Genomic DNA, 24,916 nt, shown 5'->3' on the forward strand with positions numbered 1-24,916 from the left:
GATGACCGTGATCGGTAGGGACGACGTCGGAACCATCGATGATCTGCACGCCTCGGCGACGAAGGTGGTCGGGCTGGAGGATTTCGGCACCGACGACTATCGCGAGGGACTCGGGGTGCTGCTCGAGTCCTATGCCCGAGACGCCGAACTCACCCCCTTCGGCAACAAGGTCAACCGCGCCTTCCTGCGCGGCGCCTTGATCGCCCGGCTGCTCAGCGAGGCCGCCTGGAAGCAGCACCCGCAGCACGCCGACGTGGCGATCGAACGGCCGATCTTCGTGACCGGCCTGCCGCGTTCCGGAACGACGGCGGTGCACCGCCTGCTCAACGCCGACCCGGGCCACCAAGGCCTGGAGATGTGGCTGACCGAGATGCCGCAGCCGCGCCCGCCGCGGGAGACCTGGGCGAGCAATCCCGTGTACCAGCGTCTCGCGGCCGCCTACGACAAGCACCACGTGGAGCATCCGGAATTCATGGGCGTGCACCACATCTCGGCCGACCAGGTGGAGGAGTGCTGGCAGCTGCTACGGCAGTCGGCCATGTCGGTGTCCTACGAATGCCTGGCCTACCTGCCCACCTATTCCGAGTGGTTGCGCGACCGCGATTGGACGCCCGCCTACCGCAGGCACCGGCGCAATCTCCAGCTGATCGGGCTGCCGGATGCCGGAAAACGATGGGTGTTGAAGAACCCGAGCCACCTGTTCGCGCTGGACGCCATCTTCGAGGTCTATCCGGACGCACTGGTCATCCAGATGCATCGCGATCCGCGCACCATCATCGCGTCGGTGTGCAGCTTGAACGAGCAGGCGACGGCGGGCTGGTCGGAGAAGTTCCGGGGTCCGGTGGTCGGCGCGACGCAGCTGGATCTGTGGGCGCGCGGCGCTGAGCGGTTCCTCGTCGACCGCAAGCGCCACGACGCGGCGCAGTTCTGCGACGTCGACTACGACGCGTTCGTCGCCGACCCGATCGGCACCGTCGAGTCGATCTACCGGCATTTCGGGCTGCCGCTGACCGACGAGGCGCGCGCGGCGATGGCCGCGTTGCATTCGGAGAGCACGTCGGGCGCCGCTCGTCCGGCGCACCGCTACACCCTCGATGATTTCGGGCTCACTTCCGAGCAGGTGGACGCCCGGTTCGGCGCGTATCGGGAGGCGCATTTCCCGGGGCGGTGACCCGCTCGACCACCGGCGTCGCCGTCACGACCCGCACGAGGGAGTGCGCGGTCGTGACGGCGAAGTGCCTACCGGCGCACGGCGCCGTCGATCATGTGCAGGCGCAGCCCGGCGAGTCGGCGCGCGGCGGCCGTTGGTCGTTGGGGTTGTCCGGATCGGGGTCGCCGAACCACCGCGACGGCGTGTGCCTACCGTAGGTGTCGTGCCAGTCCCACCATTCGTAGGGCGGGGTCTGCGGGTAGCCCTCCGGTGAGTCCTCCCAGTGCTCCTGGCGTCCCAGCGCGGTCATGTCCAGGTAGCTCCACGTGGTGCCCAGCGCCTCGTCGCCGCGGTTGTTGATGAAGTAGGTGCGGAACACGCTGTCGCCGTCGTGGATGAACGCGTTCGTGCCGTGCCATTCGTCCACGCCGAAGTCGGCGTCGAAGTCGTCGGTGATGGTGTACCACGGCATCTGCCAGCCCATCCGGGCCCGGACGCGCTCGATGTCGGCCTGTGGCGCGCGGGAGGCGAACACGAGGGTGGTGTCGCGGGCGTTCAGGTGGGCCAGGTGGGGGAGATGATCGGCCATCATCGAGCAGCCACGGCAGGCATGATCGGGCCAGCCGCTCACGCCGGGCTCGAAGAAGGCGCGGTAGACGATCAGTTGACGCCTGCCCTGGAACAGGTCGAGCAGGCTCGCCTTGCCGTCGGGTCCTTCGAACGCGTACTCCTTGTCCACGGCCTGCCATGGCATCCGCCGCCGCGAGGCGGCCAGTGCGTCACGGGCGCGGGTCGACTCCTTCTCTTTCACCAGCAGCCGCTGCCACGCTGCCTCCCACTCCTGTGCCGAGACGATCGACGGTTTGTTCATCGTGATGGGCTTCCTTTCGATTGCGTCGTTCAAGCCAGCGGTGATATGCCCGCGGCGGTGAGCGTGTTCGCGTGGTGGACCGGGTGCGCGGCGGTCGCGATCTCGAGAACCGACTTGCCCACCTGCTCCGGGGTGAGGGCGGGTCCCATGGACCGCACGAACGTGTCGGCGTCGACGCCTTGCCGTTCGGCGTAGGCCGCCACCGCCGCGGCCCCCAGATCGGTGGCCGGTGTCAACTGCGGGAGAACGGACACGAACCTGATCCCCAGCTCTGCCCGTTCCGACTCGACGGCGGCATAGCTCGTGATGAGCCGGACGGTGGCTTTCGCCCCCGCATAGCCGCCGCTCAGCGGCGACCCGTTGATCGCGGCTCCGCTGGAGATCGCGATCACCGAGCTGCCCGGCGTCAGCGGCCGTCGCAGCGCTTCGCGAATCCAGTGGAACGCTTGGGCCACGTCGACATTCCAGTTCTCGCTGAAGGTCTCCCACGTCTGATCCTGCACGGGACTCATGCGCGGAGCGGCGCCCGCGCACAGGACCACCGTGCGCGGGCGATACTCGTGGAGGAGCCGGCTTGCGGTCGCGGGATCGGCGGCGTCCGCGGCCACGGCGGTGAAGCGGCCGCCGATCTCGTCGCGCACCGCATCGAGCTGCACGCCGGTGCGGGCCACGCCGACGACATGCGCGCCGGCAGCGGCCAGCGCCCTGGCGACACCTCGGCCGAATCCACGGCCTGCTCCGGTCACGATCGACGTGGTGCCCCGTAGGTCGCCGGGTTTGGTTGTTTCGTTCACGGTCGTCTCCACTTCTGTCGGTGATGCTCGAGGTCCTCACCAATTCGGATACGTGGAGCCGCCACGATTCATCGGTGCGGCGCCGACCGATCGGTCTCCTTGCCCACGAGGTCCCGCGCTCCCGAGCGATCGGTGACGAGCCGACCGATGAATTTCGCCCGCCGGACGTATCAGTACTGGTAGGGGTGCCATCCCCGCCACGTCGAGACCTAGGAGTACGACCGTGCCGGTCCAGGAGGATTTCATCGAGCAGGCGGCGCCGTTGCGCGCCGAACTGATCGCGCACTGCTATCGCATGCTCGGTTCGGTGCACGACGCCGAGGATCTCGTCCAGGAGACGTACCTACGCGGCTGGCGCGGCTATGCCGCGTTCGAGGAGCGGGCGGCGCTGCGCACGTGGTTGTACCGCATCGCGACGACCGCGTGCCTGCGCGCACTGGAGAACCGTGCGCGGCGGGTGCTGCCTGCCGGTCTCGGCGCCGGCTCGGCCGACCCCGACGCGGCTCTCGACCACGACGCCGGGACATATGAATGGATGCAACCACTGCCGGACGCGTCGACACCGGAAACGGCATTCGTCACCAGGGAAAGCATCCGGCTGGCCGTGGTGACGGCCATGCAGGAGTTGCCCGCGCGTCAGCGGGCCGTGCTGATCCTGCGCGACGTCGCACAGTTCAGTGCCGCCGAAGTAGCGGAGCTGCTCGAAACGACGCAGGCCGCGGTGAACAGCGCCCTGCAGCGGGCCAGGGCACGTCTCGCCGAGGTCGCCCCCACCGGTGACGACGCGACCGAACCGGAGGACGCCGAACGCCGCGAACTGCTCGACCGTTACTGCGCGGCCTTCGAGAACGCCGACCTCGCCGCGCTCACCGAGCTACTGGCGGCCGACGTCCGGCTCGAAATGCCGCCGGTGCCATTGTGGTTCACCGGGCGCGAGGCGGTGACCCGGTTCCTGGCCGAGCGTGCCTTCGCCGGGCCCGGCGATCTCGTGCTGATCCCGACGGCCGCGAACGGGCAACCCGCTGTGGCGGAATACCGTCGCGGCGCGGGCGGCCTCCTGGAAGCCCATTCGATCCACGTCATCACCACCGGCGCCGACGGGGTCGCCGCGATCACCGTCTTTCTCGAACCGACGCTGTTCGCCGCTTTCGGTATGCCGCCGACCCGCCTCGCGGAGCGCTCGGGCAACTGACCGGGCGGCGGAGCGCGAGCCTCAGGGCTGGCCGGGCTCGAGCACGATGAAAAGCCCGTTCGCCTCCGCGCACAACAGGTCACCGTCGTGCAGGGTGGCCCGCACGTAGACCTTGCGGCCCTCCTGCCGTTCGGCCCAGGCGCGCACCTTCAGTTCGGTGTTCAGCGGAGTGATGGAGCGGTAGTCGACGGTGAGCGACGCCGTCCTGGTCACCGCGCCCGCATGCACGGCCGCCGCCATGCCGAGCAGGTCGTCGAAGGCGATCGCGATCTGGCCACCATGGGCCGCGCTGTTGCCGCCGAGATGGAAGGTGCGGAAGGTGATCCGCGCGTCGACGCCCTGCTGGGGGTGGACGTGGTCGATGAAGAACGGCGGCAGGGTGATGTTGCCGCGGGCGGGCAGGTCGAAGCGGGTCCAGTTGGGCGTCGACCACTCGTCCACCGCGGCGTCGTCGAGCTTGTCGTTCAGCTCCTTGAGGATGCCGATCGCCTCCACCGCCAGCTCGTCGGAGGGCGAGGCCAGCCGGACACGGTCCATCAGGCCGCGCACCTGCTCGATGAACTGTCCGTAGTGCGGCCCGCCGCGGGATATGTCGTCCTTGGCGGCCTCGTGGGCGGCGATCAGCTCGGTCATCGGCCGGAACCCGCCCTCGTGGTGCTCCTTGCTCGGCAGCGAGTCGCCGGCCTGCGGTTCGTTCATAAGAACAAGTTATCGGTTGCCCGGGGAATGCTCGCCGGGCGGGTGCGGTGTCCGTCGCAGGGAGCCGTCACCGCCTAGGCTGGTGCGCGACCGGAAATCGCCGCTACCCCGGCGATACCGGCACGGTTCCCCCGCGGCCGGAGAGGCGATCCGGCCGCGCTCGATCTGTGACCGCTTCGGCTGGCGAAAGGCATTGTGCGCATGGGTATCACCGCGGTCGTGTTCGACATGGACGGCGTCCTGATCGACTCCGAGCCGGTCTGGGAGCTGGTGCGGCGCGGCTATGTCGCGGAGAAGGGCGGGCGGTGGCTGCCCGACACCCAGCAGCGGCTGATGGGGATGAGCACCGGTGAGTGGTCGGCCTACCTGAGCGGTGAACTGGGTGTGGGCGAGCCGCCGGAGACCGTCGCGCGGGAGGTCATCGAGCGGATGGCCGAGCGCTACGACGAGGGCGTGCCGGTGCTGCCGGGCGCGGTCGAGGCCGTGCAGCGGATCAGCGAGCACTGGCCGCTGGGGCTGGCCAGCTCCTCGCCACGCGCGCTCATCGATGCGGTGCTCGGCCGGACCGGTCTGATCGAGTACTTCTCCGTGACCTTCTCCACCGAGGAGGTCGACCGCGGCAAACCCGCGCCGGACGTGTACGTGACGGTCGCGACGTTCCTGCGTCAGCGGCCTGCCGACTGTGTGGCCGTGGAGGATTCGAGCAACGGCCTGCGCTCGGCCCATGCGGCGGGGATGCGGGTGATCGCGGCGCCACGTCCGGAATACCCGCCCGCCTCCGATGCGCTGGCCCTGGCCGCCAAGGTGATCTCCGGCCTCGACGAACTCACTCCGGCGCTGATCACCGGCTGAGGCAGGCTGGTCAGGGGCGGTAGGAGGTCAGCAGGGTGCGGGCGGCGGCGGTCAGGTCGTCCTCGAGCCATGCGGGCAGGGCCGCGGCGTGGGCGTGGCGGCGCAGCGCCGCGTAGGGGAGATCCACGACCGCTCGCGAGACCGCGTCGATCTCGCGTTCGCCGTCCCGGCCGAACACGCCGTCGGCGATGCGGCGCAGGTGCTCGATCAACGGCGCGTTCATGCCGGCCAGGGTGGTGCGGAACTCGGCGTCCGGCCCCCCGTCGAGAAGATCGCTGGGGCGCAGCTCGAGCAGGAGCTTGGCGTCCTCGGGTAGTTCGCGCCCGAACCGCAGGGCGGCTCGCACCATCTCCACCCCCGCCTCCACCGGGTCCGGCCGGTCGGCGGCGGCGAGAGTGCCGTCCTGGAAGCGGCGCAGCGCCCGCAGCCACGCGGCGGCGAGCACGCCGTTGCGGTTGCCGAAGCGGTGATACAAGGTCCCGACCGGGGCTCCGCTTGCCTCGGCGATGGCCGACACGCTGGCCGCGCGAGGTCCCTCGGCGAGCACCAGGGTGCGGGCTGCGTCGAGGATCACGTCGGTGTCGTGCTTGCGGGGTGGCGCCATGTACTAGTACGGTCCTTCTATATGGAGCGTTTGTCCTATATAGATGAGCATGCCAGATCGGTCGACGTGAATCGCGACCGGGCGTGGAAAGCGGTGCTGAAAGTCGTGTGCCACGACCCGCACGAGCCGTCGCCGCCGACCGGGTTCGTTGTCGATTCCCTCGCGGAACCGCGCCGTTTGGCGCTGCGCGGACAGCACTGGTTCTCGAAGTACGCGCTGATCTTCGAATTGGACGAGGAGGGACCGAGCCGGACCCGCGTCCGCGCCCGCAGTTACGGTGACTTTCCCGGTCTGCACGGCCGGATCTACCGTGCGCTGGTGATAGGGACGGGCGGTCACCGCCTGGTGGTGCGTCAGATGTTGCGCCGGATCGCGGCGACGGCATGATCCCCGGGACGGTGTGGGGCGCCACCGGCGCCGAGCGCGAAGCGCCCCTGCCGTGCGACGACCGGCTACCCCGCGGCTTCCAGGCCGACCGGGCGATCAGCGTCGACGCGCCGCCCGCGCTCGTCTACGCCTGGCTGTGCCAGCTGCGGATCGCTCCCTACAGCTACGATTTGCTGGACAATTTCGGCACACGCAGCCCGCGCCTGCGCGACCCGGCGCTCACCGAACTGGCGGTAGGGCAGCGGTTCATGTCCCAGTTCGAACTCGTCTCCTTCGTCCCCGGCGAGCACATCACTCTGGTCGCGGGCAAGGTGTGCGTCACCTACGCGGTGCGCCCTGAAGGCACGGGAACCCGGCTCCTGGTCCGGATCCGCTGTAGCGCACCGAAATTCGTCGCCGTAGCGCTCGCCCTCGGCGACCTGCTCATGATGCGCAAGCAACTGCTGACGCTGAAGGAACTCGCCGAAGCCGAACACCGCACCGCCTCGACGGCCTAGTTCTCGTTGCCCGCGCCCGCCGCGCTCAGCGGTGGCGCAGGCCGATCGACCCGCTGATCTCCGCCCTGACGGTGGGCGCCGTGACGACGCTGGTCATCGCAACGCCCTCACCGCGATTCGCACCACCGCAGTCATCGGCGCCTTCTACCTACGCCGCTGCCCGGCAACGACCGTGGTCGCCGGGCCGGAGCTCGTCCACGCGGGCGCCGAGCGGCGATGGCGCTCAGGGGAGGCGTTCGACCAGGTCGAACTTTCGTTGTTCGAAGCCCTTCGGCACGGTGTCGCGCACCGAGATCAGGGCGTGCGCCCAGGAGCCGAGAAGAGTGTGGTCGCCCACCGTGCGGCCGGGGTCCGGTGTGGGGTCGGCGGTGAGCAAAGGCAACGGGTGGATGCGGTGGCGGACCTCGTTCTCCAGCACGGTCGCTTTGTCCACGAAGATCCGCAAGTCGTGATTGAGCAGGTACCGGCCCACCGCCCCGTGTTCCGGGGGTAGCAGGGCGGCGACCGAATCGACTGTGTGAAACAGGTTTTCGGTCTTCGGCGACCGTGGCGCACTCCGTCCCGCCCAGGTGACCCTGGCCGGTTCGGCGAGCAGTCGCTCGATTCCTTGGACCAGGTGGTGGCCGATCCTCGCGTGTTCCATGAGCCTGGCGCCCACGTCCACATAGCCGAGCACCCGGTGGTCGTCGGTGCGGAGTACCGCTCGATACAGCTGCCACACGTAGCCGTATTCCCTTCGGTGGTAGACGATTTCGTTGCATGCTCACACGCGATTGCGGTGTGGCGATTACAGCGGCGTTACCACCGTGGTGCGGCCCGACGGGCTCCTCTGGACGGGCGAGTGTCTATGGGGTTAGCGCGCCGGCCATGCGGTGGGTTTGCGTGCCGCCCGCGCGGTCCAGCGGCCGTCGTCGTGGCGGACTTCCACCGGGTGCGCGAACGCCGCGGTGACGTTCTCGGTGGTGATCGTTCGCAGGGCCGGACCCGACGCGACGGCGTGACCGTCGGCGATGAGCAGTGCGTGGGTCGTCGTGCTGGGAAGTTCCTCCAGGTGGTGGGTGACCAGGATGGAGGCGACGTCGGGGTGCGTTCGGTCCAGGGTGTCGAGGGTGTCCAGGAGTTGTTCGCGGGCGGCGACATCCAATCCGGTGGACGGTTCGTCGAACAGCAGCAGCCGCGGCTGCGCGATCAGCGCTCGGGCGATGAGCGTGCGGCCGCGCTCACCCTGGCTCAGCGTGGGCCAGAGCTCGTCCGCCTTTCCGGTCAGTCCGACCGTGTCGATCATCGTGTCGGCCCGGTCGCGCTGGTCGGCTGTCGGCGTCCAGCGCATGGGGGTGTCGATGGTCGCGGTCAAGCCGGTCAGCACGACCTCGCGGATGGTCAGCGCGGAGCGCAGCGGGTGGCGCGGGTTCACCTGACCGATACCCCGGCGCAGCCGCTGCAACTCGACGCGCCCGAGTTCCGCGCCGAGCACACGGACCGACCCCGAGGTCGGGAAGGTGACCGCGCCGCAGAAGCCGAGCAGCGTGCTCTTGCCCGCGCCGTTGGGGCCGAGCAGGGCCCAGCGTTCGCCCGCGCGCACGGTCAGCGAGATCCCGTTGATGATCTTCTTGCCGTCGCGGCGGAAGGTCACGTCGGTCAGTTCGAGCACCGGTTCGGTCACGTGAAAGCCTCTTTCAAGGTGGTCAGGTGGGCACGGCTGTACTCAGCGGCGGCGGCGGGATCGCGGGCGGCTATCGCGTCGGCCAGGTGTTGGTGCGCGGCGTGATCGGCCGGTTCCGAGGGCACCGGGCGGATCTTCAGCATGTCGATCATCGCCAGGCGCAATCGCGGCAGGAAGCTGTCGAACAACTGGGTCAGCACGTCGTTGTGGGCGGCCACGAGCACCGCCCGGTGGAACGCCATATCGGCGTCGACGTGTTCGGCCACCGGCTCGCCGTGCGCCTCGCGCGCGGCCAGCGTACGGCGAATGGCCCGCAGGTCGGCGGGGGTCCGCCGCTGGGCGGCTAGGGCGGCGGCCTCGGCCTCGATGGCGATGCGCGCTTCGATCACCGAGGCGATGGTGGCGCGGCGCAGCACCGTGTCCCACTCCTCGGTCGCCTGCAGCGCGGTCACGAAGACGCCCGCGCCCTGGCGGCTGTCCAGCACGCCTTTCCCGGCCAGTTCGCGAATGGCTTCCCGCAGCGTCGAGCGGCCGACGCCGAGCTGTGCGGCCAGCGTGGTCTCACCGGGCAGACGGTGACCCAACGACCATTCGCCCGCCTGGATGCGGGCCAGGAGCACCTCGGCCGCCTGCGCGGCCAGCGGATGACGCCGTACCTGCGAGATCATCGGTACCTCTCTACTTGTCTGAGGAGTCGTGTACAGTCTAGCCATCATGCGCACCATGCTTCTGCTTAGCCGCCACGGCGGGGCCTGAACGACCGGCCCCCCGCCGTGGGGCTTCGTCGTGGCCGGTCACCTCTCGTCGTGACGGCCGCAACGGCCAGGAAGCAGACCCATGACCAGCGCTTTCCCCACCATCGATACCCCCTCGGGCGACATACCGGATCGGGCCCCGGAGTGGAATCGCCAGCGGCACTCCCGAATGCCCTCGCACCGCTACCGCGACATCTACCAGCGCGTCGAGGTCCCGCTCACCCGGCGGCAGTGGCCCGACGCGAGGATCACCCGAGCCCCGCTGTGGGTGCCGGTCGACCTGCGCGACGGCAACCAGGCACTCGCCGAGCCGATGGACCCGGCGCGCAAGCGGCGCTTCTTCGAACTCCTGATCGCCATGGGCTACAAGGAGATCGAGGTCGGCTACCCGTCTGCGTCGCAGACCGACTTCGACTTCGTCCGGCTCATCTCCGAAGACGATCTCGCGCCCGAGGACGTCACCATCGTCGTCTTCACCCCCGCCCGCCGCGATCTCATCGAGCGCACCGTCGCCTCGATCCGCGGCATCACCAACGACGTGGTGATCCACCTGTACACCGCCACCGCTCCCGCTTGGCGTGACGTCGTGCTCGGCAAGGACCGTGCCGCGCTGCGCGAGCTGATCCTCGACGGCGGCCGCGCCGTGCTGGACTGCGCCGGGGACCTGCCGAACGTCCGGTTCGAGTTCTCACCCGAGGTGTTCAATTTGACCGAGCCCGACTACGTGCTCGACATCTGCGACCGGATGACGACCTTGTGGGACGCCACCGCGCACAGGCCGGTCATCCTGAACCTGCCCGCCACCGTCGAGGTCGCCACCCCGAATGTCTACGCCGACCAGATCGAGTACATGCATCGCAATCTGGCCCGCCGCGACAGCGTCATCCTCTCGGTGCACCCGCACAACGATCGCGGTACCGGCGTGGCGTGCGCCGAGCTGGCGGTGCTCGCGGGCGCGCAACGCGTCGAGGGCTGCGTCTTCGGCAACGGCGAGCGCACCGGCAATGTCGACATCGCCACGCTGGCGCTGAACCTGCACGCGCAAGGCGTCGATCCGATGATCGACTTCTCCGACATCGACGAGATCCGGCGCACCGTCGAATACTGCACGCGCATACCGATTCACGAACGCCACCCGTACGTCGGCGACCTGGTGCACACCGCGTTTTCCGGCACCCATCAGGACGCGATCAAGAAGGGAATGGCCGAGCATCGCGCCCGCTCCGCCGCGACGGGCATCGCGGAGCGCGCGCTCGACTGGCAGGTGCCCTATCTGCCCATCGATCCCGCCGACCTCGGCCGCAGCTACGACGCGGTGATCCGGGTCAATTCGCAGTCCGGTAAGGGCGGCATCGCCTACCTGCTGCACACCGAGTACGGCATGGACCTGCCGCGGCGCCTGCAGATCGATTTCGCCCGGCGCGTCCAAGCGCTCGCCGACGACACCGGCGCCGAGGTCACCGCCGCCGAACTGCGTGATCTGTTCGAGGCGAGCTATTTCGACGATCCGTCGTGGCTGGCCTTGAAAGACTGGCGCACCAGCGACGACGAGACGAGCACCGAGATCACGCTGGGCGTTGACGGGGTCACCCACCGCACACTGCGTCCGGGCGACCCGCTCGCGGTGCTGGCCGAGGCGCTGTCCGACGCCGGATGCCCGATCGAGGTACTCGGACTGACCGAGCAGTCGATCGGCGCAGACGACGACGCCAGATCCGCTCTCGCCTACCTGGAGTACCGCAGCGGTGCACACACCGGATGGTCGTGCGGCCGAGCCGAATCCGCCGTGGCGGCAGCGCTGGCAGCGGTTGTGCGCGCCGCCGGACGCTCGGCACGAAGATGATCGTCTGACGCGGTCGGTCCCGCGCTGGTGACCCGATCGAGGTGCTCGGCCGGTCCGGCACCTCGATCCGGTCCGGTGGCGCGATCCGCGTCAGGCTCGACCATGTCCCCGCTTCGATCGGCCGAGCACCCGGATTTCTGTCGTCAGAACATGCCGTGCGGTATCTGCACGGGTTCTGGCACCGGTTGCATGACGTCCCAGTGCTCGACGATCTTCCCGTCGACCATTCTCCAGATATCGACGACCGCCTGGTCGGGCTCCGTTTCGCCGGGCAGGATCATGCGATAGTGCATGACCACGTACTCGTCGTCGGCGATCACCCGCGCGAGCTCCAGCGTCGATCCGGCCACGGGTGCCTGTGCGATGAACTCGAGGAAAGCGTCCTTACCCGAGGGGTTTCCGGGGCTGTGCTCGAGGAAGTCGTCGTGCAGCAGCGTCCGCAGCGCGTCTATGTTGCCCGCCGCGAATTCCGCGAAGCCCCGCATGGCCAGTTCCTTGTTGCGCAGTGCCGTGTGGTCGTTCGTCATGCAGCCGAGACTGACAGCGGGTGAACCGGGGTGTCGATTACATGGCAGGTAATGGCGGGTATGACCCGGTCGTCGGGATACTGGGCAGGTGAACGGTGATCGACCGGTCGGCGAGCTGCTGCGGGAGTGGCGGCAACGGCGGAAGCTGAGCCAGCTCGATCTGGCCATCCAGGCGGACGTGTCCGCCCGGCACGTCAGCTTCGTCGAGACCGGCCGCACGATACCCAGCCGATCCATGGTGCTGCACCTGGCCGAACAGCTGGATATCCCGCTGCGCGAGCGCAATCGCGTGCTGATCGCCGCGGGGCACGCTCCCGAGTTCCGGCGCCGCGACTGGACCGACCCCGCCTTGCGGCGCGCCCGCGACGCCGTGCAGCGGGTCCTGCATCTACACGAACCGTATCCAGCGCTGGCGGTGGACCAGCGCTGGAATCTGGTGCAGGTCAACGACTGCGTGGGCGTGTTCTTCGACGACGTGGATCCGGACCTGCTCGAACCGCCGATCAACATGATGCGGCTCGGTCTGCACCCCGGCGGCTTCGCGCCCCGGCTGCGCAACCTCGACCAGGTCCGGGCCTTCCTCCTGCCCCGGCTGGCCCGCCAGGTCATGGCGACCGGGGATCCCGGACTGGCCGCGCTATACGAGGAGTTGCGGTCCTATGGCTCCCCGGGCAGTGCGGACAGCGACCCGGCGGAAATCACGTTGCCGATCCGGTTGCGTCACCGTGACGCGGAACTGTCGTTCTTCAGCACGATCACGACCTTCGGCGCGGCCTTCGACATCACGCTCGACGAGGTCGCCGTCGAGGCGTACTTTCCAGCCGACGACCAAACCGCTTCCTACCTGCGCGGACTGGCCGCACCAGGCAGGTGAGCGCCGTCTGGGATCAGCCGGTCGCGGTGAACCGCTCGGCGGGTTCGCCTCGCAGGTATCCGGCGGGCAGCTTGCGCCCGCACAACACGAGCAGCAGGTCCTGGGCGCGGCCCGACAGCACCGTGCCGGAGCCGTAACGGAAGTCCAGGTCGTCGGCGCGCAGTTCGACGCCGCCGAGTTTGGCGCCGAACAGCTTGGCGGTCCTGGGCTCGATCGTGTCCAAGACCATGCGCATCCGGTCCTCGGGCACCCGGCGGTCCAGCCCCAGCGCCACGGTGATGTCGAGCCCGTGGATCACATCGTGGCTCAACGCGTTGGAAAGCCCGCCGCCCGGCGGCCGCCAGGGGTGATCGACGTTGTCCCACAGCGATTTCAGCAGATCCGCCGTGCTGAGCGTGGCGGCGTCCTCCCGGGCGGTGCGGTCGGCCATACGGTTGAAGTTGCCGAACGCCGCGAGCATCCCCAGCGTGAATCGCGCGCTCGACAGGCGATACGGCATGGTGATGTGCGCGACTACTTCGCGTACCCGCCAGCCCGCGCACAGGGTCGGCGCATCCCAGCTCGCGGCATCCAGCCCGGCCAAGAGTTCGGCGAGTTCCGTCCGTTCCGCCGTCACCGCCCTTCGCACCTGGGTCTCGGTCATTCGTCCACCTCTCTTCGACGAGGGTGATCAAACCCCTCACGCCGTCGAGGCGCCACTCAGCGACGAAAATCGGCGGCCCGAGAACCGGGGCACGCGAGGTTCCCGGATCGAGGGCGGACGAGTCCGGCGGACTGGTTTCGCGACGAAGACCGTGGTCAGCCGTAGAGGGCCCGGCGTGCCCGCCGGTACTCGGCGCGGATCTCCCGCCCGGTCGCGGCGTCGGCCGGTGCCGGAATCTCCGCGACCGAGCGCGCAGGCCAGGACGGCGGCCGGGACGCGCCGCTCAGCGCCCATGCCGCTTGCCGGGCCGCGCCGAGCGCGACGTACTCGGCTGGTTCCGGGATCGTCACCGTGACGCCGAAGACCTGCGCGGCGATCAGCGCGATCAGTCGTGAGCGCGCGCCGCCGCCGATGAGCAGCACGCGCCGCGGCGTCACCCCGATACCGGTGAGATGGTCGAGCGCGTCGGCGAGATGACACAGCACACCCTCGAAGGCGGCCCGGGCCACCGTGGCCGGGCGCATGGCCTCCGGCCGTAAACCATGCAGGCTGCCCGCGGCGTGCGGAAGGTTGGGTGTGCGTTCACCGGCGAGATAGGGCAGCAGGACCACGCCGTCCGCGCCCGCGGGCGCCCGCGCGGCGAGTGATTCGAGTGTGGGCAGGTCCACGCCGAGCAGATCGGCGGTCGAGGTCAGCACGCGCGCGGCGTTGAGCGTGCACACCAGCGGCAGGAACGCGCCGGTGGCGTCCGCGAACCCGGCGACAGCGCCGCCGGGGTCGGCGGCGGGGCGGCCCGCGCGAGCGAAGACCGTCCCGCTGGTGCCGAGCGAGACCACCACGTCGCCTTCCGCGATGCCCAACCCCAGCGCGGCCCCGGCGTTGTCGCCCGTTCCGGCGGCCACGAGTGTGCCCGACGGCGTCCGTCCGGCGGACTCGTCCGGGCCGAGGACCCGGGGCAGGGCCGGGCTGCGACCGCGCGAGGCCAGGGTGAGCAGATCTTCCCGATATCTGCCGAAGGCGGGCGACCAGTAGCCGGTGCCGGATGCGTCGCCCCGGTCGGTGGTCGGCTCGGGGATGCGTCCTCGTCGGCCGCCGCGCAGCCGCCAGGTCAAGTAGTCGTGGGGCAGCAGGACGTGCGCGGTGCGGTCGGCGAGTTCCGGCTCGTGGTCGGCCAGCCAGCGCAGCTTGGCGACGGTCAGGGCCGCCACCGGCACGCTGCCCACCGCGTCGGCCCAAGCTTGCGGCCCGCCGAGGTCGGCGATCAATTCCTCCGCCGCGCCGGCGGAACGAACGTCGTTCCACAGCAACGCGTCCCGCACCGGAACGCCTGCGGCGTCCAAGGCGACCAAGCCGTGCTGCTGCCCCGCGACGGCGATCGCGTCGACATGCTCGAGCAATCCCGAGCCCGCCGCGCGCAGCGCGTCCCACCAGGCATCCGGGGCGACCTCGGTCCCTTCCGGGTGCGGCGCCTGCCCCCGCCCGAGAATCTCGCCGCTGTCCGCGTCGCAGACGACGACCTTGCACGACTGGGTGGAACTGTCGACTCCCGCGACCGTCGTCATCCGGCCTCGATCGTCTCGCGCACTCCCATACCGACCACCTTGCACCCGATCCGTCCCGCACCGGCGCATTTCGGGTATTCGGCCGCGGGATCGGGCAGACTGTCGCGGTGAGCATCGACCCCACCGAGGTGCGCATCCGCACGGGAGACGGGACGCACCTGCCGGAATTGACCGAGGACGCGCTCGGCGACCTGCTCGGCGAACCGGCCGGGCCGGAACACGCGATCCTCGAGCTCAGCCGCGCCGACCAGCACGAGATCCGCGCCGAGTTGCTGCCCGACGGCCTCTACGAGCTCGAGCACCGGGCCGGTTCGGCGACGGAGTCCTTCCAGATGTACACCTCCGACCCGGTGCTGGTCCGCGATGTGCTGTGGTCTTGGCTGTCCGACGATCCGTGGTGGCGCGAGTCCGTCGCATGGTTCCCGATCGATCCGGCGATCGCGGAACTGCGCGCCGTGCAGGACGAACTCGCCGGATTGCTCGACGGCCTGAGCGTGATGGACGATCTCACCGCGGGCATGGACGCGGCGCTGGCACGCGCCGACGAACTCCTCGCGCTGGACTTCCCCTCGAATCCGGACGACCCCGATCAGGCCTGATACCACCAAGCGGTGGTCGCCACCTCGGCGTCCTCCAACGGAAGATAGGTCTGCGCGTCCTGCCATCCGAGGGCCTGCACGGTGACGCGCAGTTCGTGTTCGAAACAGATCGGATCCCGCACGTGCCAGCGGTACATGCCGAACCGCTGATCGGGTCGATAGATCTGCTCCGGCGGCAGCACCTGGTGCAGGCCGAGATACGGCGTGGAATACGTCCGATACATCCCGTCGAGGTCGAAGTTCCAGGCGCCGCCGAAATAGTCCTCGGTGCCCGTTCCGCAAATCGTGGGATGCTCGGCGTCCCCGTCGAGGAAGAACTTGACTTCGCCCTCGCCCCACCATCCCGGCGCGCCCGGGCGGATGGCGAGGTAGGTGCCGACGTATCGGCCGGGCCCGGGCACCGTGTCGAGAATCGTGTGCACGGCCGGACTGCCCAAGCCGGTCGTCCGCGTCCACCGCGTGTGCAGATACCCCGCGTCGTCCGGCACGTCCTCTTCGGTGAAGGTCGCCTGGTAGTACACCGGAACCTCACGGCCGCAACGATTCTCCAGCGTGATGCGCGCTCGGTGCCGGAACGGCATGGGCCAGTAGCTGTTCAGGCCGCCCGCGGGCGCGACCACCACCATCTCCGAACTCAGCAGGGCCGTCTCGCCCCATCCGTTGCAGAAGAAGTCGCCGAGCGGTGCCTCGATCGCGGGCCGCGGCGCGTCGTCCCAGGTCATCCGCAGTGTCAGTGCGCGAAGGACGGAACGTTCGGTGGTCAGCCAGAAATGCCTGAACACGCCGGGGCCGGAAACGTCGGCCAGCGTGGCGGTCTCCCCGTGGGCGAGCGCGATCGAAGGCGAGATCTTCCATCCCGGGCCCAGCAGCCGGGCCGCGTGTGCTCCGGTGCCGTCGGTCGCCCGCGCGCCCGCGCCGGGCGCTCCCGTCGGGTTCTCGGCGCTGACCGACCGCGTTCGCGCGCCGTCCAGCCGCCACAGTTCTCCGCCCGGCGCGGTCACAATCCCGGCCACCCGTATCGGGGCGCGGTGGGCGCGAGCCCGGCCCTGCGCGCGGAGCCCGGCCCGCCGGCCGCGGCCGGTTGCTCGGCGTCGGCTCGCTGGGCGAGTTCCCGGCGAACCCGATCCATGTCGAGCCACAGAATCTGCTGCACCAGATCTTCCAGCGCGTCCGGTTCCAGAGCGCCCGCCGCGGAGTAGACCAGCACGCCGTCCCGGAACGCCATCAACGTCGGATACCGGGTCACCCGCGCGGTGGCGGTCAAGGCCGCTTCCGCTTCGGTGTCGACCTTGCCGTGCACGATCTGCGGATGCCGCCGCGCCGACGACTCGTACATCGGAGCGAAATGCCGGCACGGCCCGCACCATCCGGCCCACCAATCCACGAGCACGATGGAATGTGATGCGACGACGGAGTCGAAATTGTCCTGGGTCAGAGTGATCGTGGGCATGAAATCCTCGTATCGTTCCGCGAACCGACTCGGCATCGTCGTACGGGCGTTCAGGAAGACGCACCCGCACGGCGCTGTTCGGCCGCGAGGAAATGCGCGATATCCGTCGTGCGATCGTAGAGATCCCGGTAATGCCGGTAGTACTTCTCGTATTTCGCGACGCGTTCGGGACGAGGCAGCACCGTGTCGACGACCGGATTCCACGCGGAGGTGTCGACTCCGGCGGCCTCGGCGGCGAGCAGAGCGTCACCGAGGCTCGCGCCGACGGTCTCGGCGGGCAGCTGCTGGGGCAGCCCGGTGACATCGGAGACGATCCGGGTCCACAGCCCGCCTTTGGTGCCACCGCCCACGGCGACCAAGCGCGCCGCCCGCCCACCGGCTTCGGTCATGGCCTCGAGATTGTGCCGCACGCCGTAGGCGATGCCCTCCAGTACTGCGCGGTAGAGCTCGGCCCGGCCGTGCCCGAGGGTGAGTCCCGCGACGATGCCACGCGCGTCCGGGTCGAACAGGGGAGTGCGCTCACCGGCGAAATAGGGCAGCACGAGCAGCCCTCTGCTGCCCGCCGGCACGTCCGCGGCCGCGACGACCAGGTCGGCGAACTCGCCGCCCACGAGTTTGCGCAGCCAGTCGGTGACCGCGCCGGAGGTGGCCATACCCGCGGCGAGGGTGTATGTGTCCGGCCAGGTGCCGCAGGTGCCCCAGAGACCGGGATGCGGACGCGGGTCGGTGAGCACCTGCACCAGGAACATCGTGGTGCCGTACATGATCATCGCGTCGCCCGGGGCGCGGACGCCGACGCTGGCCGCCTCGGCCCAGGCGTCGATGGTCCCGGTGGTGACCGGCAGCCCGGCCGGAAGGCCCGTCGCGGCCGCCGCGTCCGCGCTCACCCGGCCCACGATCTCGGTGGGCCAGGCCAGCTCCGGCAGGGTCCAGCCCGGCACGATCCGCTCGGCCCAGTCCGTCGCCCACGCGCGTTCGCGCAGGTCGTACAGCGGTACGCACTGACTGGCCGATTGGTGGTCCAAGACGTACCGGCCGGTGAGCCGGTACACCAGGAAAGAGCTCGCCATCAGCAGCAGCTCGGTGCGTGCGGCGACGTCCGGCTCGTGCCGGGCCAGCCACCGCGCCTTCGGGCCGACGGCCTGGCTGGTCAGTGGCGATCCGGCGCGGTCGAGCACGGCCCGCGCGCCGAATTCCTCGTTCAGCTCGTCGATCTCGGCCCCGGCCCTGGTGTCGACCCCGTAGAGGATGGCGGGGCGCAGCGGCCTGCCCTGGGCGTCGGCGGGCAGCAGGCACGGACCGATGCCGGATACCGCCAGACCGTCGAGCGTGGCGCCGTCGGCCGCCGCCACCAGGTCACGGGCGAGTGCGACGAAGTCGGCCCACCACACCGTCTCCGCGTCGTGCTCGACCCATCCGGGGTGCGGCATGGAAACCTCGTGCGCCCGCTCGGCCCTGGCGAGAATCGTGCCGCGGGCATCGGTGAGCACGCCTTTGGAACTCGCGGTCCCGATGTCGATGCCGAGGAACATCGTCACCGCGTGAACTCGTCCACCGTGACGTCGAGCAACTCGCACGTCGCGCGGACGGCCGCCCGGTGGTCGCCGGGCACCGCGTGGATGTGGTTGGCCCCGAAGCGGTTCAGGAAGTCCTCGGCGCGCGCGTCCAGCCGGGCGAACGCGTGTGGCCACTCCCGGGTCGACTGCTTCATCAGCGCCTCGTTGGTCTGCTGGTCGTAGTGCTCGAACTCGCCGAGCATCAGCTGCATGCGGTAGTCGCCGTCGAGCCGGGTCAGCCGCGCGAGGGTCATCCGGCCCGGGGCGGCCAGATGGTGCACCGATGCGCCGCCGGCGGGAAAGAAGAAGACCTCCGGATACAGGTGCACTTTCGCCAGGTTCTCGGCGGGATCGGCGCTGCGCGCGGCGAACCAGGTGGCGTGCTGGCCGGAATTGCAGAGGTCCCAGATGTCGCGATCGGCGTGATAGTGCCGGACGTCGGCGAACAGCACCGGGGTGCCCGCGATCCGCTTGAGCAGTTGCATGGTCAGCGCGCCGTCCATGTCCGCCTCGGTGGCGCAGACGTGCGGTTCCTTCGGGCCGTTCCAGTCGTAGGGATCGTTGAGGAACGCCTCGGTGACGTCCATGGTGGCGAAATACTGGGTGAGTTCGGGCTGCCCCTTGATTCCCGAGAAGTCCAGCCGCCATTCGGCGATCAATTCGCGTACCGCCAGATAGGACCGGATCTGGCGTTCCAGTAATTGCGGGGTGAGCTTCGCCCCGTCGTAGTGCACGCCCGCGGTGTGCCGCTCCAGCCACTCACGTGCGGCCCGCGCCTCGCCCGCGTCGGCCAGTTCGGCGCGCCGCACGATCTCCCACTGATCGATTTCCTCGACGTCGATGCCGAACTGCCGCTGCCACTGATCGGTATTGGCGACCGCGGTGTTCATGCCCATCGGCCGCCCGCCGAAGCGCCCGAATGTCGAACCGCGCAAGCCCGATACGGCGGCCGCGGCCCGCGCCCGCACGCCGATGGCCTCGACGAGCTCGGGATCGGACGGATCACCCCACAGCCTGCTGTGCCCGCGCCCGATCTGATCCAGTGCGCCGCCCGCGGCGAGCATGCCGACCATCCCGGGCTGCACCGGGTCGATATTCGACAGCAGCAGCAGCGGCCCGGGGATGGCGCCCGCCGCGAGCATGGTGAAATGCGGGAACGCCCAGACGGCATAGTGCAGGACGGTCAGATCGACGCCCGCCGCCGCGACGGTGCGCGCCACCGACGTAGCCAGCGCGTTGTCGCTGATCGGCGCCGCGCCGCGGACCACATCGTGTCCGGCCGCCGCCAGCGCGGCCACCAGCCGATCCTCGGTGGAGGCGATGAAATCGGCGATGCCCGCATGCACATAGTCGCGGCCATCGGAAACACTGATAACGCCGATACGGGCCATGCCGGTCCCTCCCGTAGGTGGGGTGATCGGAGAGTTCGACTCGATCAACAGATACCAGCCGCGACCGAGCCCGGAGACGCCTTTCGCCGAATTCGCGCTCGGCCCCGTGCTTCGGACCGCTTAGCGCGGAACCGTTTTGACCACGCGCGACTGCGGAAAGTCGAGCGGCGCCAGATGGACGCCGCCCCGGCCCCAGCCCGCACTGGTGATCCACCAGCGGCCGTCCGCGCCGATCACTTCCGCGGCGTGCGCCGCGATGTGGCCGACCTTGTCTCCGATGCGGAAGCGGAAAGGACTGTCGCTGCGGAAGACGTCGGTGCCGATGTAATGCGGGCGCGGGCCGATGAACAGGTACCACCATCCGTCGTGCCGCAGGACGTAAGGCGATTCGGTGTTGCCCGCCTCGGTGCCTTTGGTCGGGTCCGTGTACGCGATGTGGCGCTCACCCCAGTGCACGAGGTCGGTACTGGTGCGATAGGCGACGACGTGATGACCGCCCGTCGGGGCGCTGGTCGCGCAGTAATACATCACCCATTGGTCGCCCACGCGCACCACCATCGGGTCGCGAGCGTCGTATCCGTCGCGGAACAGCGGGCCCGCGGGCGAGCGGGTCCATCGGAAGAGATCGCGCGACGTCGCCAGGTTCATCGCCGCGGCGGTGCGGTCGGCTCCGCCCGCCGCGTAGAACATGTAGTACCGCTCGTGGGCGCCGACCACGTAAGGCGCCCACAGATGCGTTTCGCCGTAGTTCCGATCCACCAGCAACGCACGCTCGCGCGTGGTCCAGGGCCCGTGCAGCCGGTCCGCGGTGGCGTGGGCGAACTCGGTCTCGTCGAACGGGTCGGCGGGCTCCGGGTGGGTGATGCCGAAGAGGTGCCAGCGCCCGGCGTCGTCGCGGACGATCGTGTGATCGTTGATGTACCAGGCTTCCGGTTCGCCGACGCCCGGGTCGTAGATCCGCGCGAAAGCTCCCGCCCGGACCACCTCCCGTGTCGTCATAGGTTCATGATGCCGCCGCGGTAGACGTCCCTGTGCGGTATCGGTCCGATGGAACTCGGCTGCTCGATGCTTCGGCAGCCGAGATCCGTGCGATGACGCTATGACTTTCCCGCGGGGCGGTCAGGCGCTGACGCCGACGCTGCGCCGCAGGTATTCCGCGGTCAGCGACCGGTCGTCCGCCAGCAGGGCCGCTGGGGTGCCGGCGAAAACTATTTCGCCGCCGTGCTTTCCGCCGTCCGGTCCGAGATCGATCACCCAGTCGGCCCGGGCGACGACGTCGAGATCGTGTTCGATGACGATCACCGTGTTGCCCGCGTCGACCAGCCGGTCCAGCAGCCCGACCAGCGTGTCGACGTCGGCCATGTGCAGTCCGGTGGTCGGCTCGTCGAGCACATAGATACCGGATCCGGTGCGCCGCTGGAGATGATCGGCCAGCTTGATGCGCTGGCGCTCGCCGCCGGACAGCGACGTCAGCGCGCGGCCGAGGGTGAGATAGCCGAGACCGACGTCGAGCAGCGCCCGCAACGGCGTGAGCACGCGCCGGTCTCCGTCTCCGGACCAGAACTCCAGCGCCTCCTCGGCGGGCATCTCCAGGACGTCGGCGATCGACGCCCCGCGAATCTCGTAGGCGAGCGCTTCCGGGCGATACCTGCGTCCGTGGCAGGCCCGGCACACCGTGGTGACCGGATCCATGTACGCCAGGTCGGTGAAGATCACTCCCGCGCCGTCGCATTCGCCGCAGGCGCCGTCGGAGTTGAAACTGAACAAGCCGGGCCGCACACCGTGCCGCTTGGCGAAGAGCTGACGCAGCGGGTCCATGATACCGAGATAGGTGGCCGGGCTGGAGCGCCGGGAGGCGGCGATCGCCGCTTGGTCCACCGCGATGACCTTCGGATGCGCGGCGACGAACGCGCCGGAAACCAGCGTGCTCTTCCCGGAACCCGCCACGCCGGTCACCGCCGTGAGCACGCCCGTCGGAAACCGCGCGGTGAGGCTCTTCAGGTTGTAGGCGTCGGCATCGGTGACGGTCAGCCATCCCGTCGGCTCGCGGACGTCGTCCTTCACCCGCCGCGCCCGGCGCAATCCCGCGCCGGTCGCCGTCGGCGCGGTCCGGAGCTGATCGACCGTGCCTTGGAACACGACCCGCCCGCCGCGCGAACCGGCCCCCGGCCCCATGTCGACCACATGGTCGGCGACGTCGATGACGTCGGGGGAGTGCTCCACCACCAGGACGGTGTTCCCCTTGTCGCGCAGCCGGCTCAGCAGAGTGTTCAGCCGCCCCACGTCGCGCGGATGCATGCCGACGCTGGGCTCGTCGAAGATGTAGGTCATACCGGTGAGGCTGGAGCCCAGATGCCGGACCACCTTCAGGCGCTGCGCCTCGCCGCCGGAGAGGGTCGCGGTTTCCCGATCGAGCGACAGGTAGCCGAGCCCGACCTCCTCGATCCTGCGCAACCGCCCGATAGCCGCCCGCGCGATCGGCCGAGCCACCGGATCGTCCAGCCGCGCGAGCACCTCGATGAGATCGGTGATTTCCAGCCTGCCGTAGTCGGCGATGCCGAGGCCATCGATCCGGCTCGCCAGCGCGTCGGCGTTGAGCCGGGCGCCCACGCAGTCCGGGCAGATCTCCTCGGTGACCACGGCGCGGGCGGCCGCGCGATTCCTGTCCGACAACGCGGTGAGATCGCGCTTGACGTAGAGGCGGTCGAACCGCTCCAGCAGACCCTCGTAGGCGTTGTTCCCCGCAGATCCGTTCCGGTTCTTGCGCGGCACCCGGAACCCCTTGCCGTGCAGGAACAACTGCCACTCCTGCGTGGAGAAGTCCCGCAGTGGCTTGTCCGGGTCGAACAGTCCCGACTCGGCGTAGAGCTGCCATTGGAAGGTTCCGACCGCGAACGGACCGAAGGTGATGGCTCCCTCGTTCAGCGATTTGCCGGTATCGATGAGCTTGCCCAGATCGGGGCGCACCACATGGCCCAGACCGCCGCACGCGGGGCACATGCCCAGCGGGTCGTTGAACGAATAGCGCGTCGCCTCGCCCGCGCTCGGCACGCTGTGCCGGGAGAACAGCACGCGGATGATCGACTGGATATCCGTCATGGTCCCCACGGTGGAACGGGAATTGCCGCCGATCGGCTTCTGATCGACGACGACGGCGGGCGCGAGATTGTCGATCGCGTCCGCCTCCGGCCGCTCGTACTTGGGCAGCCGGTTGCGAATGAACCAGGTGAAGGTCTCGTTGAGCTGCCGCTGCGATTCGACCGCCACGGTCCCGAAGACGAGCGACGACTTACCCGAACCGGAGACGCCGGTGAAGACCACGATCTTGCCCTTGGGGATCGTCAGCGACACGTCCCGGAGGTTGTTCTCCCTGGCCCCGACGATCCTGATGGTGTCTCGATGAGCATGCACGAGCCTCACGCTAGGAGCTGATGAGGTCAGGTTCTGTCCTCCTTCTCGGCCATACTGGAACCTGTGACCCAGACCGCCGCGCGCCTGCTCCAGCTGCTGTCGCTGCTGCAAACCCGCCGCGAATGGAGCGGTCCGGAGCTGGCCGCGCGGCTCGGGGTCACCGTGCGGACGGTGCGCCGGGATGTGGAGCGCCTGCGCGAGCTGGAATATCCCGTGGTCGCCTGCCTCGGCGCGATAGGCGGATACCGCCTGGAAGCGGGCGCCGCGCTGCCGCCGCTGCTGCTCGACGACGAGGAGGCGGTCGCGATCACCCTCGGGCTGCGTGGCGCGGCGCAGGGCGCGATCGTGGGTATCGAGGAATCGGCTGCCCGCGCCCTGGTGAAGCTGCAGCAGGTGCTGCCGTCGCGATTGCGCCGCCGGGTCGACGCGATAGACACCACCACCGTCTCGCTCGGCGGGCCCCCGGCCGGTCCGATGGTCGATCCCGAGGTGCTCGTCGCCTTGGCCGCCGCCGCGCGCGACAGCGAACGGATCCGCTTCCGCTACCGGGACAAGGCCGACGCGGAAACCGGCCGCCTCACCGAACCGCACAGTCTGGTCTCCGCCGGCCGCCGCTGGTACCTGGTCGCATGGGACGTCGATCGCGCGGATTGGCGCACCTTCCGGGTGGATCGGCTGACGTCTCCGCAGCCCACCGGAATACGGTGCGCGGTCCGCGCGCTGCCCGCCGAGGACGCGGCGACCTTCGTCACCAGCCAATTGGCCCGCACCAGGCCGGTCCGCCGCGTGGTCCTGCGCGTGCACGCGGGCGCCGAGACCCTCGCCGACGCGTTCCGCGTGCGCGCGGAGGAGATCGAACCGCTGGATGCGCACACCTGCCTGCTGCGCACCTCGGCCGATTCCCTGGAGTGGACCGCACTGCGCATCGCCCACCTGGACCTGGACTTCGAGGTCGTCGAACCCGCCGAGATGCGAGATCTCCTCGCCGCCCTCGGCGCGAAATTGCTTCGTGCGGCTGCCGTCCCGCGATGAGTGGCAGTACGCGGCGTAACCGCCCTCCGAGAAGCGGCGCTCGCGCTCGGCGACGCGAATCCGGTCGGACACCACATCACCGATGTCCTCATCACCCAGAACGACGCGGGCATGGTCGTGGTGCGGTCCAATCGAGATCGAGCATCGAAACGATCTTGTCGTGGCCTGAATCACATTTGTGTCATTCCGCCGGTCGCACGCCCACCGGCGCATCCCTGACCTGCGAAAAGACGCGCTGGACAGGCGATTTGACGTAGCGTTTTCCGCCGCGTAACTTTATCCAAGTCAGAGCGACACGGACACCGACCCGGAGCCGAAGCGAGGCGGAGACGCCGAGCAGGACCGGGAAACGAGGTAGTACGAGGAGCGCCTGGTAGCTCAGTGCAATGTGGATCATCCGATAGTCTTGACTTCGGTGGGCTGCTTGCTTAGACTGGGAAAGTTGCCTCACAGAAGGTTCGGTTCAGGCCGGGTTGGATGTGTGTGCGTGTGTTCTTTGAGAACTCAATAGTGTGTCGATGAATGTCAGTGCCAAATGTTTTATTTGGTTCCGGCTCTTTCACC

General features: G+C 69.3%; 25 protein-coding genes. 9 read left to right on the plus strand and 16 right to left on the minus strand.

Features of this window, described 5'->3' with window-relative positions; genetic code table 11:
• Nucleotide 1: 1 nt before the first annotated feature.
• Complete coding sequence (locus ABZ420_RS06935; protein ID WP_357118006.1) at nucleotides 2–1,171, plus strand: sulfotransferase; 1,170 nt, start codon at nucleotides 2–4, stop codon at nucleotides 1,169–1,171.
• A gap of 91 nt (nucleotides 1,172–1,262) precedes the next feature.
• Here ABZ420_RS06935 and ABZ420_RS06940 read toward each other — a convergent pair whose 3' ends face one another.
• Nucleotides 1,263–2,021 carry a DUF899 domain-containing protein gene (locus tag ABZ420_RS06940; protein WP_357118009.1) on the minus strand — a complete coding sequence of 253 codons (759 nt, stop codon included), beginning with the start codon at nucleotides 2,019–2,021 and terminating at the stop codon, nucleotides 1,263–1,265.
• A gap of 29 nt (nucleotides 2,022–2,050) precedes the next feature.
• Nucleotides 2,051–2,815, minus strand: a complete 765-nt coding sequence (locus ABZ420_RS06945) for an SDR family oxidoreductase (RefSeq protein WP_357118012.1) — start codon at nucleotides 2,813–2,815, stop codon at nucleotides 2,051–2,053.
• 223 nt (nucleotides 2,816–3,038) lie between these two features.
• On the opposite strand from ABZ420_RS06945, the gene ABZ420_RS06950 reads away from it, so the two are divergent.
• Nucleotides 3,039–4,007, plus strand: a complete 969-nt coding sequence (locus ABZ420_RS06950; RefSeq protein WP_357118015.1) for an RNA polymerase subunit sigma-70 — start codon at nucleotides 3,039–3,041, stop codon at nucleotides 4,005–4,007.
• A gap of 21 nt (nucleotides 4,008–4,028) precedes the next feature.
• Here the strand turns inward: ABZ420_RS06950 and ABZ420_RS06955 are convergent, their stop codons facing one another.
• Complete coding sequence (locus ABZ420_RS06955; RefSeq protein ID WP_357118018.1) at nucleotides 4,029–4,706, minus strand: PaaI family thioesterase; 678 nt, start codon at nucleotides 4,704–4,706, stop codon at nucleotides 4,029–4,031.
• Nucleotides 4,707–4,907: 201 nt separating this feature from the next.
• Between ABZ420_RS06955 and ABZ420_RS06960 the strand changes: the two genes are divergently transcribed.
• Nucleotides 4,908–5,558 carry an HAD family phosphatase gene (locus tag ABZ420_RS06960; protein ID WP_357118021.1) on the plus strand — a complete coding sequence of 217 codons (651 nt, stop codon included), beginning with the start codon at nucleotides 4,908–4,910 and terminating at the stop codon, nucleotides 5,556–5,558.
• A gap of 10 nt (nucleotides 5,559–5,568) precedes the next feature.
• Here the strand turns inward: ABZ420_RS06960 and ABZ420_RS06965 are convergent, their stop codons facing one another.
• Nucleotides 5,569–6,162: a TetR/AcrR family transcriptional regulator gene (locus ABZ420_RS06965; protein WP_040866453.1), complete on the minus strand. Its 594-nt coding sequence runs from the start codon at nucleotides 6,160–6,162 to the stop codon at nucleotides 5,569–5,571.
• Between the two features lie 21 nt (nucleotides 6,163–6,183).
• Between ABZ420_RS06965 and ABZ420_RS06970 the strand changes: the two genes are divergently transcribed.
• Both ABZ420_RS06970 and ABZ420_RS06975 read left to right on the plus strand, forming a co-directional pair.
• Nucleotides 6,184–6,549, plus strand: a complete 366-nt coding sequence (locus ABZ420_RS06970; protein WP_357118024.1) for a hypothetical protein — start codon at nucleotides 6,184–6,186, stop codon at nucleotides 6,547–6,549.
• Entirely contained in the window at nucleotides 6,546–7,046 is a 501-nt protein-coding gene (locus ABZ420_RS06975) for a hypothetical protein (RefSeq protein WP_357118028.1), read from the plus strand. Before ABZ420_RS06970 ends, ABZ420_RS06975 begins: the two co-directional genes overlap by 4 nt.
• A gap of 223 nt (nucleotides 7,047–7,269) precedes the next feature.
• Here the strand turns inward: ABZ420_RS06975 and ABZ420_RS06980 are convergent, their stop codons facing one another.
• From ABZ420_RS06980 to ABZ420_RS06990, 3 genes are all read right to left on the minus strand, one after another.
• Complete coding sequence (locus ABZ420_RS06980) at nucleotides 7,270–7,767, minus strand: hypothetical protein (RefSeq protein ID WP_357118031.1); 498 nt, start codon at nucleotides 7,765–7,767, stop codon at nucleotides 7,270–7,272.
• 132 nt (nucleotides 7,768–7,899) lie between these two features.
• The gene (locus tag ABZ420_RS06985) at nucleotides 7,900–8,709 is read right to left on the minus strand and encodes an ATP-binding cassette domain-containing protein (RefSeq protein WP_357118034.1); all 810 of its coding nucleotides are present in this window, start codon (nucleotides 8,707–8,709) and stop codon (nucleotides 7,900–7,902) included.
• Entirely contained in the window at nucleotides 8,706–9,377 is a 672-nt protein-coding gene (locus tag ABZ420_RS06990) for an FCD domain-containing protein (protein ID WP_357118036.1), read from the minus strand. The genes ABZ420_RS06985 and ABZ420_RS06990 overlap by 4 nt, the downstream gene beginning before the upstream one ends.
• A 256-nt stretch (nucleotides 9,378–9,633) precedes the next feature.
• Here ABZ420_RS06990 and ABZ420_RS06995 point away from each other — a divergent pair, with 256 nt between their 5' ends.
• Nucleotides 9,634–11,307 carry a 2-isopropylmalate synthase gene (locus ABZ420_RS06995; RefSeq protein WP_357118103.1) on the plus strand — a complete coding sequence of 558 codons (1,674 nt, stop codon included), beginning with the start codon at nucleotides 9,634–9,636 and terminating at the stop codon, nucleotides 11,305–11,307.
• A gap of 143 nt (nucleotides 11,308–11,450) precedes the next feature.
• Here the strand turns inward: ABZ420_RS06995 and ABZ420_RS07000 are convergent, their stop codons facing one another.
• On the minus strand, nucleotides 11,451–11,834 hold the full coding sequence (locus ABZ420_RS07000; protein WP_357118039.1) for a nuclear transport factor 2 family protein: 384 nt from the start codon (nucleotides 11,832–11,834) through the stop codon (nucleotides 11,451–11,453).
• A gap of 88 nt (nucleotides 11,835–11,922) precedes the next feature.
• Between ABZ420_RS07000 and ABZ420_RS07005 the strand changes: the two genes are divergently transcribed.
• On the plus strand, nucleotides 11,923–12,708 hold the full coding sequence (locus ABZ420_RS07005; protein ID WP_357118042.1) for a helix-turn-helix transcriptional regulator: 786 nt from the start codon (nucleotides 11,923–11,925) through the stop codon (nucleotides 12,706–12,708).
• Between the two features lie 13 nt (nucleotides 12,709–12,721).
• On the opposite strand, the gene ABZ420_RS07010 is transcribed toward ABZ420_RS07005, so the two are convergent.
• Entirely contained in the window at nucleotides 12,722–13,351 is a 630-nt protein-coding gene (locus tag ABZ420_RS07010; protein WP_357118045.1) for a maleylpyruvate isomerase family mycothiol-dependent enzyme, read from the minus strand.
• A gap of 155 nt (nucleotides 13,352–13,506) precedes the next feature.
• Nucleotides 13,507–14,913: a xylulokinase gene (xylB, locus tag ABZ420_RS07015; protein ID WP_357118048.1), complete on the minus strand. Its 1,407-nt coding sequence runs from the start codon at nucleotides 14,911–14,913 to the stop codon at nucleotides 13,507–13,509.
• A 107-nt stretch (nucleotides 14,914–15,020) separates the two neighbouring features.
• Here xylB and ABZ420_RS07020 point away from each other — a divergent pair, with 107 nt between their 5' ends.
• On the plus strand, nucleotides 15,021–15,512 hold the full coding sequence (locus ABZ420_RS07020) for a hypothetical protein (protein WP_357118051.1): 492 nt from the start codon (nucleotides 15,021–15,023) through the stop codon (nucleotides 15,510–15,512).
• On the opposite strand, the gene ABZ420_RS07025 is transcribed toward ABZ420_RS07020, so the two are convergent.
• From ABZ420_RS07025 to ABZ420_RS07050, 6 genes are all read right to left on the minus strand, one after another.
• Nucleotides 15,503–16,513 carry a glycoside hydrolase family 172 protein gene (locus ABZ420_RS07025; protein WP_357118054.1) on the minus strand — a complete coding sequence of 337 codons (1,011 nt, stop codon included), beginning with the start codon at nucleotides 16,511–16,513 and terminating at the stop codon, nucleotides 15,503–15,505. The two genes, ABZ420_RS07020 and ABZ420_RS07025, sit on opposite strands and share 10 nt — an antisense overlap.
• A complete protein-coding gene (locus ABZ420_RS07030) occupies nucleotides 16,510–16,962 on the minus strand; it encodes a thioredoxin domain-containing protein (RefSeq protein WP_357118057.1) in 453 nt (150 codons plus the stop codon). Before ABZ420_RS07030 ends, ABZ420_RS07025 begins: the two co-directional genes overlap by 4 nt.
• A 50-nt stretch (nucleotides 16,963–17,012) precedes the next feature.
• Nucleotides 17,013–18,494, minus strand: a complete 1,482-nt coding sequence (locus tag ABZ420_RS07035; RefSeq protein ID WP_357118106.1) for an FGGY-family carbohydrate kinase — start codon at nucleotides 18,492–18,494, stop codon at nucleotides 17,013–17,015.
• A 2-nt stretch (nucleotides 18,495–18,496) separates the two neighbouring features.
• Nucleotides 18,497–19,909 carry an L-fucose/L-arabinose isomerase family protein gene (locus ABZ420_RS07040; RefSeq protein WP_357118060.1) on the minus strand — a complete coding sequence of 471 codons (1,413 nt, stop codon included), beginning with the start codon at nucleotides 19,907–19,909 and terminating at the stop codon, nucleotides 18,497–18,499.
• A 120-nt stretch (nucleotides 19,910–20,029) separates the two neighbouring features.
• Entirely contained in the window at nucleotides 20,030–20,908 is an 879-nt protein-coding gene (locus ABZ420_RS07045; RefSeq protein ID WP_357118063.1) for a glycosyl hydrolase family 32, read from the minus strand.
• Between the two features lie 120 nt (nucleotides 20,909–21,028).
• Complete coding sequence (locus tag ABZ420_RS07050; protein ID WP_357118066.1) at nucleotides 21,029–23,320, minus strand: excinuclease ABC subunit UvrA; 2,292 nt, start codon at nucleotides 23,318–23,320, stop codon at nucleotides 21,029–21,031.
• 63 nt (nucleotides 23,321–23,383) lie between these two features.
• Between ABZ420_RS07050 and ABZ420_RS07055 the strand changes: the two genes are divergently transcribed.
• Nucleotides 23,384–24,352, plus strand: coding sequence for a WYL domain-containing protein (locus tag ABZ420_RS07055; protein WP_357118069.1), 969 nt, complete (start codon nucleotides 23,384–23,386; stop codon nucleotides 24,350–24,352).
• Nucleotides 24,353–24,916 lie beyond the last annotated feature (564 nt).

Source organism: Nocardia sp. NPDC005745 (genome assembly GCF_040630775.1).
Lineage (GTDB): Bacteria > Actinomycetota > Actinomycetes > Mycobacteriales > Mycobacteriaceae > Nocardia.

Coding starts and splice junctions, on each gene's coding strand:
- ABZ420_RS07035 (WP_357118106.1), bottom strand. CDS start 18,494: ATGTTCCTCGGCATCGACATCGGGACCGCGAGTTCCAAAGGCGTGCTC.
- ABZ420_RS07000 (WP_357118039.1), bottom strand. CDS start 11,834: ATGACGAACGACCACACGGCACTGCGCAACAAGGAACTGGCCATGCGG.
- ABZ420_RS07040 (WP_357118060.1), bottom strand. CDS start 19,909: ATGGCCCGTATCGGCGTTATCAGTGTTTCCGATGGCCGCGACTATGTG.
- xylB (WP_357118048.1), bottom strand. CDS start 14,913: ATGACGACGGTCGCGGGAGTCGACAGTTCCACCCAGTCGTGCAAGGTC.
- ABZ420_RS06995 (WP_357118103.1), top strand. CDS start 9,634: ATGCCCTCGCACCGCTACCGCGACATCTACCAGCGCGTCGAGGTCCCG.
- ABZ420_RS06935 (WP_357118006.1), top strand. CDS start 2: ATGACCGTGATCGGTAGGGACGACGTCGGAACCATCGATGATCTGCAC.
- ABZ420_RS06970 (WP_357118024.1), top strand. CDS start 6,184: ATGGAGCGTTTGTCCTATATAGATGAGCATGCCAGATCGGTCGACGTG.
- ABZ420_RS06940 (WP_357118009.1), bottom strand. CDS start 2,021: ATGAACAAACCGTCGATCGTCTCGGCACAGGAGTGGGAGGCAGCGTGG.
- ABZ420_RS06975 (WP_357118028.1), top strand. CDS start 6,546: ATGATCCCCGGGACGGTGTGGGGCGCCACCGGCGCCGAGCGCGAAGCG.
- ABZ420_RS07045 (WP_357118063.1), bottom strand. CDS start 20,908: ATGACGACACGGGAGGTGGTCCGGGCGGGAGCTTTCGCGCGGATCTAC.
- ABZ420_RS06955 (WP_357118018.1), bottom strand. CDS start 4,706: ATGAACGAACCGCAGGCCGGCGACTCGCTGCCGAGCAAGGAGCACCAC.
- ABZ420_RS07010 (WP_357118045.1), bottom strand. CDS start 13,351: ATGACCGAGACCCAGGTGCGAAGGGCGGTGACGGCGGAACGGACGGAA.
- ABZ420_RS07030 (WP_357118057.1), bottom strand. CDS start 16,962: ATGCCCACGATCACTCTGACCCAGGACAATTTCGACTCCGTCGTCGCA.
- ABZ420_RS06965 (WP_040866453.1), bottom strand. CDS start 6,162: ATGGCGCCACCCCGCAAGCACGACACCGACGTGATCCTCGACGCAGCC.
- ABZ420_RS06960 (WP_357118021.1), top strand. CDS start 4,908: ATGGGTATCACCGCGGTCGTGTTCGACATGGACGGCGTCCTGATCGAC.
- ABZ420_RS06990 (WP_357118036.1), bottom strand. CDS start 9,377: ATGATCTCGCAGGTACGGCGTCATCCGCTGGCCGCGCAGGCGGCCGAG.